The 15,003-nt window shown below is 66.3% G+C and carries 13 protein-coding genes; all 13 read right to left on the bottom strand.

Going from position 1 to position 15,003, the window contains the following annotated elements; all coding sequences use genetic code 11:
* Positions 1-39: 39 nt before the first annotated feature.
* Complete coding sequence (locus KXC42_RS02210) at positions 40-798, bottom strand: ATP-binding protein (RefSeq protein WP_007633699.1); 759 nt, start codon at positions 796-798, stop codon at positions 40-42.
* A complete protein-coding gene (istA, locus tag KXC42_RS02205) occupies positions 795-2,453 on the bottom strand; it encodes an IS21 family transposase (RefSeq protein WP_257605819.1) in 1,659 nt (552 codons plus the stop codon). The genes KXC42_RS02210 and istA overlap by 4 nt, the downstream gene beginning before the upstream one ends.
* A gap of 200 nt (positions 2,454-2,653) precedes the next feature.
* The gene (locus KXC42_RS02200; RefSeq protein WP_219129871.1) at positions 2,654-3,298 is read right to left on the bottom strand and encodes an MBL fold metallo-hydrolase; all 645 of its coding nucleotides are present in this window, start codon (positions 3,296-3,298) and stop codon (positions 2,654-2,656) included.
* Between the two features lie 180 nt (positions 3,299-3,478).
* Positions 3,479-6,022 carry an ATP-dependent Clp protease ATP-binding subunit gene (locus tag KXC42_RS02195; RefSeq protein WP_219129870.1) on the bottom strand — a complete coding sequence of 848 codons (2,544 nt, stop codon included), beginning with the start codon at positions 6,020-6,022 and terminating at the stop codon, positions 3,479-3,481.
* A 270-nt stretch (positions 6,023-6,292) separates the two neighbouring features.
* The gene (locus tag KXC42_RS02190; RefSeq protein ID WP_219129869.1) at positions 6,293-7,723 is read right to left on the bottom strand and encodes a phospholipase D-like domain-containing protein; all 1,431 of its coding nucleotides are present in this window, start codon (positions 7,721-7,723) and stop codon (positions 6,293-6,295) included.
* Between the two features lie 149 nt (positions 7,724-7,872).
* Positions 7,873-8,232 (bottom strand): Lsr2 family protein, encoded by a 360-nt coding sequence (locus KXC42_RS02185; protein ID WP_006550504.1) that lies wholly within the window; start codon positions 8,230-8,232, stop codon positions 7,873-7,875.
* A 95-nt stretch (positions 8,233-8,327) separates the two neighbouring features.
* A complete protein-coding gene (lysS, locus tag KXC42_RS02180; RefSeq protein WP_230826494.1) occupies positions 8,328-9,794 on the bottom strand; it encodes a lysine--tRNA ligase in 1,467 nt (488 codons plus the stop codon).
* 98 nt (positions 9,795-9,892) lie between these two features.
* Positions 9,893-10,363 (bottom strand): rhodanese-like domain-containing protein, encoded by a 471-nt coding sequence (locus KXC42_RS02175; protein WP_219129868.1) that lies wholly within the window; start codon positions 10,361-10,363, stop codon positions 9,893-9,895.
* 93 nt (positions 10,364-10,456) lie between these two features.
* Positions 10,457-11,290 (bottom strand): type III pantothenate kinase, encoded by an 834-nt coding sequence (locus KXC42_RS02170; protein WP_006550509.1) that lies wholly within the window; start codon positions 11,288-11,290, stop codon positions 10,457-10,459.
* Positions 11,291-11,292: 2 nt separating this feature from the next.
* On the bottom strand, positions 11,293-11,730 hold the full coding sequence (gene panD, locus KXC42_RS02165; RefSeq protein WP_006550510.1) for an aspartate 1-decarboxylase: 438 nt from the start codon (positions 11,728-11,730) through the stop codon (positions 11,293-11,295).
* A 44-nt stretch (positions 11,731-11,774) separates the two neighbouring features.
* Positions 11,775-12,713, bottom strand: coding sequence for a pantoate--beta-alanine ligase (gene panC / locus KXC42_RS02160; protein WP_006550511.1), 939 nt, complete (start codon positions 12,711-12,713; stop codon positions 11,775-11,777).
* Entirely contained in the window at positions 12,706-13,641 is a 936-nt protein-coding gene (locus KXC42_RS02155) for a Rossmann-like and DUF2520 domain-containing protein (RefSeq protein ID WP_019290196.1), read from the bottom strand. The genes panC and KXC42_RS02155 overlap by 8 nt, the downstream gene beginning before the upstream one ends.
* Before the next feature lie 159 nt (positions 13,642-13,800).
* Positions 13,801-14,952, bottom strand: a complete 1,152-nt coding sequence (locus KXC42_RS02150) for a DUF6779 domain-containing protein (RefSeq protein WP_257605983.1) — start codon at positions 14,950-14,952, stop codon at positions 13,801-13,803.
* Between the last annotated feature and the right edge of the window lie 51 nt (positions 14,953-15,003).

The following is a 15,003-nucleotide window of genomic DNA, read 5'->3' as shown; positions in this document are numbered from 1 at the left end:
CATCGGATAGCGGCATCTGCCCGTCCGACCGCTGGGCCGCTATGGCGTTGCCGTGGCGAGGTGCCGTCTCATGTTCGGGCCGTCGAGGGCGATGATCTCGGCGCCGGCGACGATCCGGTTGAGGATCGATTCGGCGATGACCGCGTCTTGGAGCGACTTGTACCAATCTGGCGGATCGAACTGCGAGGTCACCAGCGTCGAGCCCCGCCCTTCCCGAGCGGCAAGGATGTTGAGCAGCTCCGCCGCGGTGTGCGGAGCCACCGGCGTGGTCAGGAAGTCATCGAGAACCAGCAGGTCGCAGTTGTGCAGATCAGTGAGGAAGTCCAGCCTGCGCTGCGAGGTCGGCTCCAGCACGGCGAGCCGGTTGGCCAGGTCGTCGAGCCGGAAGAACCTCGCGGTGTAGTACTTTCGGCACGCGGCATTGAGCAGCGCCTGGGCGAGGTAGGTCTTGCCCACGCTGGACTGGCCGAGCACGACGAGATTGCGGGTGGCGTCGATCCATTGACAGCTGGAAAGTCGTGCGATTAGCTCGCGGTTGACGTTGCGGTCAGGCAGGTAGCGGATCTCTTCTACGCAAGCATCAGGGTTTGGCGATCTGGAGGCCTTGAGTAGTTTCTGGGTCCGGCGTTCCTGCCTGGCCGTGATCTCTTTGTCCAGGGCGTGGAAGATCTTCTCCGAGAAGGTCCACTCGTCGCAGGCGGGATCGTTGGCCAAGTCGATGACGGTCTGGCCGAACGCGGTCATCCGCAACTGGGTGAACAGTGGCATGTCGGCGTCGGTGAGATGACGATCAGTCACTGCAGCTCCTCCCGCCCCGCGGTGCCGCTGCTCGGGCCTCCGGTGAGGACGGCGAGGCTGAACTGCTCCGGCCCGGCCAGATGCGCCCCGGTGGTATCTCGCCGATCCGGCGGTACCGCTACAGGCGTTGCGGTCGCCGGCGTCGTCGCTGCGGTCGTGGTGGTGGGTCGAGCGGCGGCCTGGGCCCTCAGGGCCGCCAGCTGCTGCTTGACGGCGGTGTAGCTGATCGCCCGGCGTGAGGTCTCGGAGACCAGCTGCCCGCAGGCCCGCTCGAGCAGCATCTTGTTGTCCCCGCGGGCCAGGGCGAGGATGTTCTGGCACGAGCGGTAGCCCTGAGCCTCGATCCGCTGGCGATCCAGGACCTCACTGATCGCGGCCACGGTGTGCGGTCCGATCTTGTGGGCCTGGCGCACGAAATACGCCCGCGACCACAGGTCCGATGACTGCAGATGCTGCGCGGGAACATGGTCAGGGTCGGTCACGAAGGCGTGCCGCCTACCGGAGACGGCGTGGGAGGCGATGACCTCCCCGCCAGCCATGACAGTGAGCGTGGGGCCGGTGATCTTCACATCGACGTGCTGGCCAGCGAAGGTGTAGGGCACCGAGTACTTCACCGTGGCGATCTCCACGTGGTAATCCCTGTTGACCTTGGACTTCTTCCAGATGACTGGCTGCCAGCGGGCCTCGGGAAGGTCGAACAGTTCCGACTGCTCGTGCTCGGTGAACAGCTCCCGGCGGCTGGTCTTCTGGCCGCGGAACGGGGTCCGGTCGTTGATCGCCTCGACCTCGGCGGCGATCGCCTCGTTCGCATCATCCAGGCTAGCGAACCGCCGATCGGCCAGCCGTCCGATCACCCAGTTCGTCACCACCTTCACCCCAGCCTCGACGTGCCCCTTGTCTGTCGGGCGCACCGGCCGAGTGGGCACGGCAGCGGTCTGGTGATACTCGAGGAAGTCACGGTACTCACGGTTGACCTCGCGGGCCCGGTCACCGCGGGCGATCTGGTTCGACGCCGTCGAGGCGTTGTCCGGGACGATCACCTGCGCCGCGCCGCCGAAGTACTCGAACGCCTGCAAGTGCGCGTCGAGCCAGTTCGGCATCTTCTCGTCCAGGCAGCCGCAGGCGAAGACCATCCCCGAGTACGGCAGCGATGCCACGAACACCGACACTGTGGTCTTGGTGCCGGTGACGGGATCGAAGATGGCCATCTTCGTGCCCGCCCAGTCGACCTGCATCGTGTGCCCGGGCACGTGCGTGATCCGCATCGTCAGCTCGTTGACCTCGACGTACTCGCCGATGATCTGGCAGAACCGCTGGTAGCTGTAGTGCCGCTGCCCCGGCGTGCCGTCAGTGTCGAGGTAGTTGGCCCACAGCACCCGCAGCGGCAGCTTCTTCTTGCCCGTGCGCTTCTTCACGGCAGCCGCCACGTCGAAGGCGACGAACTCCTTCGACGGCGTCTTGCGCCCATCGGCGAACAAGACGTCGATCTCCTCGACGCTGAGCGCCTCGACCTGGCTCGTGGCGGTCAACCCGTGCTCGTGGCAGACCTTCTTCGCCTTCGCGACCGTGCGATGCGAGCAACCCGCGATCGCCTCGATGTCCCGGTAGGACCTGTCCTGCAGCAGTAGCGACATCACCAATCGGTAATCAGTCACCCGTGCCTCCTGTTCGGATCCACGCGCAGCCTGGTTGCCACGCGTAGAACCGACACGAGCACACGAGGACCGGCACCGCTATCCGATGCTCATACTCGCGCTACCCGATCATCAGAACCCTGCTATCCGAAGCACGTCCCTAACAGCAAGGTCGGCCGCGACCCGCGGAAGGGCAGATCGGCCGGAAAGAAGATCTCTGCTCAGCCCTGCACCGCGGCAGACAACCCGCTCAGAGCCTGGTCGACGTGGGCGGGCCACTCCCGGGCGTCGATCCGATGCACGCCCGCCTCCCCCGCGAACGCACTCGAGACCACCACATCGGGTTCCGTCTTCGCCAGCAGGCGCAGACTGTCGGCGAGCACACGGGCGTCGCTCATCCCCTCGATGTAGCCGGCCCGCCACGTCCCCGAAGCACCGCGATACAGCGTGTCGCCGGTGAACAGGTAGCGGGTCCCGTCCGCGCCGGGCACCAGATAGCAGGTGCTGCCCACCGTGTGCCCGGGTGTCGGAACGATCTCCACCCCGTTGTCGTCCACATGACGTTCCGTCAGCGGGACGTCGATGCGGGCGTGCCGGCCGACCACGTCGGCCTCCGCCGCTGCCACGTGGAGTCTCGGCCCGAAGCGCTCGGCGATCCTGCCGAGCATCGGACCGGCCTCGTCCTGGTGGGACAGGTACTGGTCGGTGATCCCCCCGAGGCGGTCCAGTTCGTCGAAATCGGCCTCACCCGCGACCGAGTAGAAGAGCACGTTGTTCGTCCCGGTCCACAGATAGGCATGCGTCCTCAGCCCCGGGAACGGATTGTCCTCCTGCGTCTCCCACAGATCGGGCAGTACTTGCCGCATCGCGATACCTCCTGGTCGTCGTCCGTTCACCACCCCACCGTGCAACCTCGAGCCGACTGAAGGTCAAGTGCGTCGGACGACGAGAGGGGCGACACCCTCTCGGGTGCCGCCCCTCTCGGTACAGCAGGTGCCTGCATTCACAGGCTGCAACACGTGCCTGTATTCACACGCGTCGAGCGGTTATCCGGCTTCGGACTCACCCTCGCTGGACTTCGCCAGCGCGACCGCCGGGGTGTCCGGGACCTCGGCCGGCTTCTCGCTCGGCGTGAACGTGAACTTCGCGTTCTCGCCCGCACCCTCGCCGTCCCAGCCCTCGACGTCGACGAGGACGATCTGGCCTGCGCCGATCTCGCCGAACAGGATCTTCTCGGAGAGCTGATCCTCGATCTCGCGCTGGATCGTGCGACGCAGCGGACGTGCGCCGAGCACCGGGTCGAAGCCGCGCTTGGCGAGCAGCGACTTCGCCTTCTCGGTGAGCTCGATACCCATGTCCTTGTTCTTCAGCTGCGTCTCCACACGTCCGACCATGAGGTCGACCATCTGGATGATCTGCTCCTGCGTGAGCTGGTGGAAGACGATGATGTCGTCGATACGGTTGAGGAACTCGGGCCGGAAGTGCTTCTTCAGCTCGTCGTGGACCTTGTTCTTCATCCGCTCGTAGTTCGACTGCTCGCCCGTTCCGGCGGAGAAGCCGAGCCCGACGGCCTTCGAGATGTCGGCGGTGCCGAGGTTCGACGTGAAGATCAGCACGGTGTTCTTGAAGTCGACCGTGCGTCCCTGACCGTCGGTGAGGCGACCGTCCTCGAGGACCTGCAGGAGGGTGTTGTAGATCTCCTGGTGGGCCTTCTCGATCTCGTCGAACAGAACCACGGAGAACGGCTTGCGGCGCACCTTCTCGGTGAGCTGGCCGCCCTCTTCGTATCCGACGTAGCCGGGAGGTGCACCGAACAGGCGCGACGCGGTGAAGCGGTCGTGGAACTCGCCCATGTCGATCTGGATGAGCGCGTCGTCCTCGCCGAACAGGAAGTTCGCGAGGGCCTTGGACAGCTCCGTCTTACCCACACCGGACGGACCGGCGAAGATGAACGAACCGGACGGACGCTTCGGGTCCTTCAGGCCGGCACGCGTACGACGGATCGCCTTGGCGACGGCCTTGACGGCGTCCTCCTGGCCGATGATCCGCTTGTGCAGCTCGTCCTCCATGCGGAGCAGACGCGTGGTCTCCTCCTCGGTGAGCTTGAACACCGGGATACCGGTCCAGTTGGCGAGGACCTCGGCGATCTGCTCCTCGTCGACCTCGGCGATGACGTCGAGATCGCCCGCACGCCACTGCTTCTCGCGCTCGGCACGCTGCGCGACGAGCTGCTTCTCCTTGTCGCGCAGGCTCGCGGCCTTCTCGAAGTCCTGCGCGTCGATCGCCGATTCCTTCTCGCGACGGGCATCGGCGATCTTGTCGTCGAACTCGCGCAGGTCCGGCGGCGCGGTCATGCGACGGATGCGCATGCGGGCACCGGCCTCGTCGATGAGGTCGATCGCCTTGTCCGGCAGGAAGCGGTCGTTGATGTAGCGGTCGGCGAGAGTCGCCGACGCGACGAGCGCCTTGTCGGTGATCGAGACACGGTGATGCGCCTCGTAGCGGTCGCGCAGACCCTTCAGGATCTCGATGGTGTGCTCCACCGTCGGCTCCCCGACCTGCACCGGCTGGAAGCGGCGCTCGAGAGCGGCGTCCTTCTCGATGTACTTGCGGTACTCGTCGAGGGTCGTCGCACCGATGGTCTGCAGCTCACCGCGGGCGAGCTTGGGCTTGAGGATCGATGCGGCGTCGATCGCGCCCTCGGCAGCACCGGCACCGACGAGCGTGTGCAGCTCGTCGATGAACAGGATGATGTCGCCGCGGCTGTTGATCTCCTTGAGGACCTTCTTCAGGCGTTCCTCGAAATCGCCGCGGTAACGGCTGCCGGCGACGAGCGAACCCAGGTCGAGCGTGTAGAGCTGCTTGTCCTTGAGGGTCTCGGGGACTTCACCGTTGACGATGGCCTGCGCGAGACCCTCGACGACGGCGGTCTTACCGACACCCGGCTCGCCGATGAGCACCGGGTTGTTCTTCGTACGACGCGACAGCACCTGCATGACGCGCTCGATTTCCTTCGCCCGGCCGATGACCGGATCGAGCTTGCCCTCGAGAGCTGCCTGCGTGAGGTTGCGGCCGAACTGATCCAGGACGAGCGACGTGGACGGAGTGCCGGTCTCGCCACGGCTCGTGCCGGATTCTGCGGGCTCCTTGCCCTGGTAACCGGACAGCAGCTGGATGACCTGCTGACGCACCCGGTTGAGGTCGGCGCCGAGCTTGACGAGCACCTGCGCCGCCACGCCCTCACCCTCGCGGATGAGACCGAGCAGGATGTGTTCGGTACCGATGTAGTTGTGTCCGAGCTGGAGCGCTTCGCGAAGGCTCAGCTCGAGGACCTTCTTGGCACGAGGAGTGAAGGGAATGTGCCCCGAGGGCGCCTGCTGACCCTGGCCGATGATCTCTTCGACCTGGCTGCGCACACCTTCGAGGGAGATACCCAACGACTCGAGCGACTTCGCCGCCACACCCTCACCCTCGTGGATGAGGCCGAGGAGGATGTGCTCCGTGCCGATGTAGTTGTGGTTGAGCATCCTGGCCTCTTCTTGAGCCAGGACAACGACGCGCCGCGCGCGATCGGTGAACCTTTCGAACATCGCACTCCCTCACACTCTCCGGCCGCCGGTCCGGTACGCCGATCGTCCCGCACCCTGCTGCCGCTCTTAAGCTCCGGCACTCGAGTCGTTCGTCGGAACCTTTCAGAGGTTCCAAGCTCCCACTCCACACTCTAGTGGTCGTGGTATCGACTCGCTTTCCCTCTACCCTTCGGAAGGCGGCGAGAAAACCCGGTTTCAGAAGTCAACGCTGCACGTGGCGGATACGTTTCCGCAAGCTGTACGCCACAAGCGAACAGAGGCTGTGGGGGATCAACGGGCGAAGAATCGCTCGATCCTGCGTCCGAAGCTCCGCGAGGCGCGTTCGGGATCGGCCAGAGCACTTTCTGCGAGGACACTGTCCTCGTCCGACACCGTACCCGGTTCGAACGGCCGCAGCGAACGTCCCGGACCGCGCAACCGTTCGATGACGGAGATGAGCGAACCACCGTCCTTCGTGGCCTCCGCGATCACCTCGGGGTCGACGTCGAGATGTTCCGCCACCAGGGTGTTGCGCAGCTCGACGGCGGCGCGGCCGACCGCGTCCCCGGGTTCGGCGGACTCGATGGCCAGGTCGCATTCGGTGTCGAAGCCCATCGAACGGTTGTTCAGGTTCGACGACCCGATCCGCAGCAACGTCTCGTCCATGACGACGACCTTCGCGTGCACGTAGATCGGCTCCCCGCCGGCGGTGACGGGATAGTAGGCGGCGAAACGGCCGTGCACGTCGGCCTCCCACAGCATGTGCAGCAGGGCCCGCCGGGCACCGTCCATGGCCTTGCGTTCGAGCCAGCCGTCGGCGTTGCGTGGGATCACCACCACGATCTCGGGGCCGTCCGGTTCCTGCAGTCGCTCGGCGAGAGCCTCCGCGATCCTGCGCGAAGCGAGGTACTGGCTCTCGAGGTAGAGAGTGTGCCGCGCCTTCTCGATCACCGACAGGTACAGCGCCTCGATCTCGTGGACGCCGTCCTTCCCGTCGTAGGCGGGTAGCGTGCGCGCGATGCCCACGTCCACACCGCGGAGGGTCGGCTCGAGATCGTCGGGCCAGATCGGCTCCGGCTCCGGCACGGGATCGAGCTCCTCCCCCGTGGCCGCCTTCCACCGGGCGCGGGCCTGGTCACCGAGGGCCCGCGCGGCGTCGCCGTCGACGGCGGTCGTCACGTCGTGCCACGGTCCGTAGCGTTTACCGCTCGGCTCCCGCCGGTATTTGCTCCGGTCCGGATGATCCGGGGTGTCCCAGCGGTCGACGGTCATATCGATACCGCCACAGAAAGCGATGCTGTCGTCGACGACGAGAATTTTCTGATGGTGCGCAGCGCCCACGGGATGCGCCCCGTCGATTTCGAAGTGCAGGCTCGGGTCGGTGAGCCAATCGAGCACGAACACCGGCGTCATTCCGCGTGCGAGGGCACTGAACGCACCGATGTTCCACTTGAGCAGATAAATATCGAGACCGGGTCGACGTTCGGGAAGCCATTCGAGGAATTCACCGAGTTTGTTCGGTCCCTCGAGAGTTGCACCCTCGGGTTCGAACTTGATCCGGGTGTCGAAATCCCACCCGATCAGCATGATGCGTTTTTCCGCCCGGAGCATCGCCGCCTTGGCGTGACGGAAATAGTCGGCGGCGTCGACTATGCAGGTCAACCTCTCCGCTCGCGCAATTCGCCAGCAGGTGGAACCTGGTTCGAGCACGGTCTCGGCCATGAGCGGATGCTACTCCCCGACCGCATCGTGCCGGGTCGTCCGCACGATCGACGTGTGTGACAGGCGCCACTGTGCCACAACCCAACCCGTCCACCGACGACTGTGGGGCGCCGTCCACTGATGGACGACGCCCCACGGACGAGGATTCGTCAGTGCGCTTTGTTGTACGCCTCGACGATCTCCGCAGAGATTCGGCCACGGGCCGACACCGGCAGATCGTTGTTCCGTGCCCATTCACGGATAGCGGCCGTCTGTTCGCGACCGGCACTTCCGGATCCGCTCTTGCGCGCAGCCGGCGCAGTTCCGGCAGCGGTCTTGCTCCGCTTGCGGCCGCCGACCTTACGAGCGTGTTCGATCCAGAATTCCAACTGCTCGCGCAGCCGTGCCGCATTGTCCTCGGAAAGGTCGATCTCGTACGTCACTCCGTCGAGACCGAACTCCACCGATTCGTCCGCCGCCGACTCCTGATCCACATCGTCGATCAGGGTGACAGTGACTTTTTTCGCCATGTGGTGTAAATCCTCTCAAATGCGCTTCCCCCCGCGGGACGGGCACCACACTACCCGCCGATTAACGCATCGCAATATGGAGCGGCGAAATCCGATTAACGGGTGTTCGGTCGAACAATCGGGAACAGGATTGTTTCGCGGATTCCCAGACCGGTAAGTGCCATCAACAGACGGTCGATTCCCATTCCGGTACCGGTGGTCGGCGGCATTCCCTGTTCCATCGCGGCGAGGAAGTCCTCGTCGAGAGCCATTGCCTCGTCGTCCCCTTCCGAGGCCAGACGCGCCTGGTCGACGAAACGCTCGCGCTGGATCACCGGATCGACGAGTTCCGAGTAACCCGTGGCGAGTTCGAAACCTCGGACGTACAGATCCCATTTCTCGGTGACCCCGCGCACCGTGCGGTGATCGCGTGTCAACGGCGACGTCTCCACGGGGAAATCACGCACGAAGGTCGGCTCGTGCAGCTGGTCGCCGCACATGTGCTCCCAGAGCTCCTCGACGAGCTTGCCGTGACCCCAGCCCTTGCCCTCGGGAATCTCCAGACCGACACGATCCGCGAGAGCCGTCAATTCCTCCAGTGTGGTGTCGGGGGTCACGTCCGTGCCGATCGCCTCGGACAGCGAGGGATACATTTCGAGAGTTTTCCATTCACCCCCGAAGTCGTATTCCGTACCGTCGGCGAGCGTCACCACATGGGTGCCGAAGACCCCGAACGCGACCTCCTGGATGATCTCGCGGATCATCCGCGCCGAATCATCGTAGGTTCCGTACGCCTCGTACGTTTCGAGCATCGAGAATTCCGGCGAGTGCGTCGAGTCGGCACCCTCGTTACGGAAATTGCGGTTGATCTCGAAGACCTTCTCGATACCGCCGACGACGCAGCGCTTGAGGAACAGTTCCGGCGCGATACGCAGGTACAGATCGATGTCGAGTGCGTTCGAGTGCGTCACGAACGGGCGGGCCGCCGCACCGCCGTGCAGGGTCTGCAGCATGGGCGTCTCGACCTCGAGGAAGCCGCGACGCTCGAGCGCGTTGCGCAGCTCGCGCACCACCGCGACACGCATGCGTGCATTGCGACGTGCTTCGGGACGCACGATGAGGTCGACGTAGCGCTGACGCACCCGCGCCTCTTCGTTCATCTCCTTGTGCGCGACCGGCAGCGGACGCAGCGCCTTCGACGCCATGGTCCACGAGTCGGCCATGACGCTGAGCTCACCGCGACGGGAGCTGATGACCTCGCCGTGCACGAACACGATGTCGCCGAGGTCGACCTCGGACTTCCAGGCGGCGAGCACCTCCTCGCCGACGCCGGCGAGGCTGAGCATGACCTGCAGCTGGGTGCCGTCGCCCTCCTGCAACGTCGCGAAGCACAGCTTGCCGGTGTTGCGCGAGAACATCACGCGGCCGGCAACGCCCACGACGGTGCCGGTGGCGGTGTCGGGCTCGAGGTCGGGATACTCGGCGCGGATCTCCGCGAGCGTATGGGTGCGCGGGATCTCGACGGGATAGGCCTCCGAACCCTGTGCCAGGAGCCGTTCGCGCTTCTCGCGGCGAACCCGCATCTGCTCGGGGGTGTCGTCGGGCTGCTGAACGGTGGCATCACTCACGGGTAACCAGACTATCGGACACCCGAGGTCACTATTCCTGCAGATGCGCGCTTTCAGTGAGCGGTGACCCGCGCCACGTCCTGCGCGACGTGCTGGGCCTCGGCGACTGCGCCGATCAGGCGGGCCGCGCGGATGGCGTCGTAGCCTCCGACGAGGTGGGTGACCCGGCGCAGACCCTGCGCGTGCAGTTCGGTGACCACACCGTGCGAGCTCGCGCCGTCGGACGAGGCGAGGATCCATTCGACGTCGCGGTCGACGGCGAGGGCGAGACGGCCCGGGCCGCTCGGATCGAGTCGCTCGGCGACGAGATCGGCGGAGATGGCCAGTGCACCGGGAAGTGTTCCCTGAGCGGCACGTTCGGCGTTCGAGCGGATGTCGACGACGACGGCGCCGCGGGCGACCGCTGCGGACAGTTCGGTGGGGTACGTGCGCTCGACGGCGAGCCGGTGGAAGGCGACCGGAGCAATAGTGGCAACCGGAGCAGCGGTGGAAACAGAAGTGGTGGAAAGAAGCGCAGCGCGCATGAGAAAACTCCCAGGAATGTGTTATCGGTCGAGGCGGCGGTCAGCCTCGACAACACTCCTGGGTGCTCATGCAACGGATCACGAGGAACATCTTTACACAGAATGACGCTCAGCGGAACCCGCAGTTCCGCGTGCCGCTCGTCTCACCTGGTTCCGCTCGTACACCAGACGCAGTCCCTCGAGGGTCAGATCCGGCTCGTGGTGCTCGAGAGTGCGCGACTCCGGCATGATCAGCGGCGCACTGTCGCCGGTGCCGATGACGGCCACGTCGTCACCGTCGAAACCGGGCACCTCGGCGCAGATCCGCCGCACGATGCCGTCGACCATCCCGGCGAACCCGAAGACGGCTCCCGACTGCATGCACTCGACGGTGTTCTTTCCCAGAACACCTCGGGGACGGAGCAATTCGACCTTCCTCAGCGCCGCCGACCGCGACGCCAGCGCATCCATCGAGATCTCCACACCCGGAGCGATGGACCCGCCGAGGAACTCCCCCTTGCCCGACACGACGTCGACGCACGTGGAGGTCCCGAAATCCACGACGATGCACGGGGATCCGTAGAAGTGGTAGGCCGCCAGACTGTTGACGATGCGGTCGGCGCCGACCTCCTTCGGGTTGTCCACGAGCAGCGGCACTCCCGTGCGCACCCCCGGCTCCACCACCACGTGCGGCACCGACGACCAGTAGCGGTCGAGCATGACGCGCAGCTCACGTAGCACCGACGGCACGGTCGACAACGCCGCCACCCCGGTGACCTGCTCGGCGGATTCGCCGAGCAGACCGCGGAACAGCAGGGCGATCTCGTCGGCGGTCATCCTGGGGTCGGTACGGACGCGCCAGTCGCGCAGCAGCCGCGCGTGCGAGCCGCTGCCCGCGAACACCCCCAGGACGATATTGGTGTTGCGGACGTCGACGGTGAGGAGCACCTCTAGACCAGGGACGGGGAGTCGAGAGTCGACAGCATCCGCGGCGTGATCAGGCCCGAGCCCTCGGGAGCGTGAGCGGGATCGTTGCCGAGCTCGACCTGGCGGTTGTCGGCGTCGACGAACACCACGCGCGGGTCGTAGTCCTTGCACTCCTGCTCGTTCATCACGCCGTAGGCGATGAGGATGACGAGATCGCCGGGGCTGACGAGACGTGCTGCGGCACCGTTGATCCCGATGACGCCCGATCCACGCTCACCGGCGATGACGTACGTCTCGAGCCGGGCGCCGTTGTCGATGTCGACGATGCAGACCTGCTCGCCCTCGAGCAGATCCGCGGCGTCCATCAGATCCTGGTCGACGGTCACCGAACCGACATAATGCAGATCCGCGTGGGTGACGGTGGCGCGGTGGATCTTCGACTTCATCATGGTGCGGAACATGCTCGTCCTCGGTTTCTTTCTCGTTTCCGAATTCGATCGGTGGGTCAGCGGTTCGTCAGGTTGTCTTCGGCGTCGGGATCCACCGGACCGGTGGCTCGTTCGAGGAAGCCGGTGCCGACGGCGACCCCGACGTTGTCGATGAGGCGTGTGGAGCCGAGTCGTGCGGCGACGAGCAGTCGGCCGTCGCCGCGTTCGGGTGCCGGCCCCAGATCGGCGCCGCGCACCTCGAGATAGTCCACCTCGATCTGCGGACTCTGCGCGAGCACGTCGCGTGCCGTGGACAAGATCGCCTCGGCTCCGCCCGCTGCGGCGTGTGCGCCGGCGACGAGCGCCGCAGACAGCGTGGTCGCGATCTCGCGCTGCTCGGGGTCGAGATAGCGGTTGCGGGAGGACAGCGCGAGCCCGTCCTGTTCGCGCACGGTGGGAACGCCGAGGATGCGGATGTCGAGATTCAGGTCGGCGACCATCTGACGGATCAGGGTGAGCTGCTGGTAGTCCTTCTCACCGAAGAACGCCGTGTTGGGACCGACGATGTTGAACAGCTTCGCGACGACCGTCAGCATGCCCGCGAAATGACCGGGACGCGCAGCACCTTCGAGCTCCGACCCGAGTGGACCCGGGTGGATCGTGGTGCGCGGGCCCTGCGGGTACATCGCCGAGACCGTCGGCACGAAGGCGAGTTCGACGCCCGCTTCGCGGAGCAGTTCGAAGTCGGCGTCGAGAGTACGCGGGTAGGCGTCGAGATCTTCGTTCTTCCCGAACTGCAGCGGGTTGACGAAGATCGACACGACCACGACGGCACCGGTGAGCTTGGCCTGGCGCACGAGTTCGAGGTGACCGGTGTGCAGCGCACCCATCGTCGGCACGAGTGCGACGGTGCGGCCGACGCCGCGCAGAGCCCGGGTGACTTTGGTCAGGCCTGCGGGATCGTGGTGAACGGTCAGTTCACCTCGCACGTATCCGCGCTGTCCTGCTTCACTCACCGTATTCAGCTCCTTCGAGAATTGCCATCAGTTCCGGCTTCGACCCGGTCCGTTGCGCCGATCGCAGCGACAGCGCGCGGTACCCGGCGGCGATCAGCGGGTCGACGGCCTCGAGCGCACGCAGGTGCGCGGCCACGGCGTCGGCATCGCCGCGCGCGACCGGCCCGGTGAGGGCCGAGGGCCCGCGCCGCAGCACGTTGTCGAGCGCTGCGGAGAGCAACGGCTGCAACACCCGCTCGGCGACTCCACCGGGGGCGTCGTCGACGAGTTGCTGGCCGAGCAGCTCCTCCCCCTGCAGGGCGCTGCGCAGGGCCTCGACGGCGTCGGCGACCAGCGTGACCAGGTGGTTGCTGCCGTGGGCGAGCGCAGCGTGGTAGGTCATGCGCATGGACTCGGGGACGCGGACCGGCTCGCCGCCGATCTCGAGGACGAGGGACTGCGCGATGGCATAGCCGATCTCGTCGGCGGCCGTGATGCCGAAGCACGCGGAGGAGAGCCGGTCGATGTCCTCGTCGTGGCCGGTGAAGGTCATCGCGGGATGGATCGCGAGCGGCACGGCGCCCTGCTCGGTCAGCGGCTCGAGGATCGCGGTGCCGTGGGCACCGGAGACGTGGACGACGATCGTGCCGGCGGCGACCGAACCGGTGGCTGCGAGGCCCTTGACCAGGGACGACAGTTCGGTGTCGGGAACGGCGAGAAGAAGGAGATTGCAGCGGCCGGCAACCTCGTCGATCGGCAGGATCTGCGAATCCGGCAGGCGCGTGGCGGCACGGTGCCGCGAGACGTCGGAGACGGCCGAGCAGGCCACGACGACATGACCAACGCGTTCGAAAGCTGCGCCGAGTGCAGTGCCGACCCGTCCGGCGGACACGATTCCTACCGACAGGCGCGCAGGCGCGGGTGCGTTGGTGATCCCGAAGGAATTCACGGGAGTCCTCTCGTTCGTTCCAGTCCCGCTCAGCGGGTACCGGACGTTCCGCTCGACAATAGCGCGCGTTTTCCGGGGCTCGCCACGGTCGGGCCGAGTGATCTGCGCCTCATCGTCCGAGGTGGGGCGGGTGCGACCTGCCGCGCGATCGCCCCGCGATCAGCGCTCGGCCGACAACGACGCGAGGATCTCCGCGACCGTCCGGCCCTCACCGTCGGCGCGACGGCGCCGGGAGCGACGTCCGGACGATTCGTGGTCGTCCTCGTCGTCCTTCTGGGTCGTTTCCGCAGCTCCATCGGCCTTCGCGGCGGTGTCCTTCCCCTCCGCGGGGTCATCGCCCTTCGTCTTCGCTCCGGCCCCGTCTGCGTCCGTCTGCGGGTCGGGATCGGATCCGGGCTCGTGCTTGCCGGGCTTCTGCGGCTCCGGCTTCCCGTCCGCCGCCTTCTCGGCGCTCGCGACCTTCGCGTCCCCGGTCTTCGGGTCCCCCGTCTTCGAGTCCCCGGTCTTCGGGTCCCCCGTCTTCCTGTCTCCGACCTTCTGATCCTCGACTTCCGCGTCCTCGATCTCGGCGTCCTCGACGTCCGGTCCTGCGGCCGCTTTTCCAGCCGTCGCCTTCTCGACCGTGACCTTCCCGGTAGCGGACTTCCCCGTCGCAGAATCAACCTTCGCCTGTTTCTCGGCACGCGGTTCTTCGACATCACCCTTCGCGGACGTCTTCTCCGACGCCTCCGCCGCCCGCATGGCCGCCTCGACCGACTCGGTCTCCGCGGTGACCGGCTCGTCGTCGGGAGAGGCGAAGGCCGGTCCCGACGGACGCGGAGCGGACACCCGCGCCGCCTCGCTCAGTCCACGCAGCTTCTCCGCCTGGCCCTCGAGGGCGACGACATCGTCGGGGAGCCGGCCGTCGAACAACATCTCGAGCGTGCGGCGCAGGGTGGCCAGCTCGGTGCGCAGGGCCGCCATCTCCCCGGCGTCGAGCTTCAGATCGGCACGGACCTTCTCCTCGACGGTCAGCTCGTACTCGCGCCGCGCCGCGATCTCCCGTTGCAACTGCAGTTCGTAGACCGTCTTCAGGTCGTCGGCCTTCGCCCGATCGAGCGCCGATTCCCGGCGGTACTTGTTCATCGCGATGGCTCCGACAGTGGCAGCCCACAGGGCGACGACCACCGCGACACGCAGCAATTGCACGCTCTCACTGAAGATCAACAGCAGCGAGGCGATCATCGCCAGAGCGAGCAGACCGGCCACGATCATCGAGCCGGTACTGCGCCACGGACGGCGATTCCTGTCTGGTCGCGCCGAGGTTGCCATGACCATCAGGGTACTTGGGTGGGTCCTCGGATCGGAGCCGGACGACACGCC

This window comes from Rhodococcus sp. LW-XY12 (genome assembly GCF_019317345.1).
Classification (GTDB): Bacteria; Actinomycetota; Actinomycetes; order Mycobacteriales; family Mycobacteriaceae; genus Rhodococcus; species Rhodococcus pyridinivorans.
The sequence above is the reverse complement of the archived record's forward strand: the minus strand, read 5'-3'. Positions and strand labels throughout refer to the sequence as shown.

Coding starts and splice junctions, on each gene's coding strand:
- KXC42_RS02200 (WP_219129871.1), bottom strand. CDS start 3,298: ATGCGGCAAGTACTGCCCGATCTGTGGGAGACGCAGGAGGACAATCCG.
- KXC42_RS02195 (WP_219129870.1), bottom strand. CDS start 6,022: ATGTTCGAAAGGTTCACCGATCGCGCGCGGCGCGTCGTTGTCCTGGCT.
- KXC42_RS02190 (WP_219129869.1), bottom strand. CDS start 7,723: ATGGCCGAGACCGTGCTCGAACCAGGTTCCACCTGCTGGCGAATTGCG.
- KXC42_RS02185 (WP_006550504.1), bottom strand. CDS start 8,232: ATGGCGAAAAAAGTCACTGTCACCCTGATCGACGATGTGGATCAGGAG.
- lysS (WP_230826494.1), bottom strand. CDS start 9,794: ATGCGGGTTCGCCGCGAGAAGCGCGAACGGCTCCTGGCACAGGGTTCG.
- KXC42_RS02175 (WP_219129868.1), bottom strand. CDS start 10,363: ATGCGCGCTGCGCTTCTTTCCACCACTTCTGTTTCCACCGCTGCTCCG.
- panD (WP_006550510.1), bottom strand. CDS start 11,730: ATGTTCCGCACCATGATGAAGTCGAAGATCCACCGCGCCACCGTCACC.
- KXC42_RS02150 (WP_257605983.1), bottom strand. CDS start 14,952: ATGGCAACCTCGGCGCGACCAGACAGGAATCGCCGTCCGTGGCGCAGT.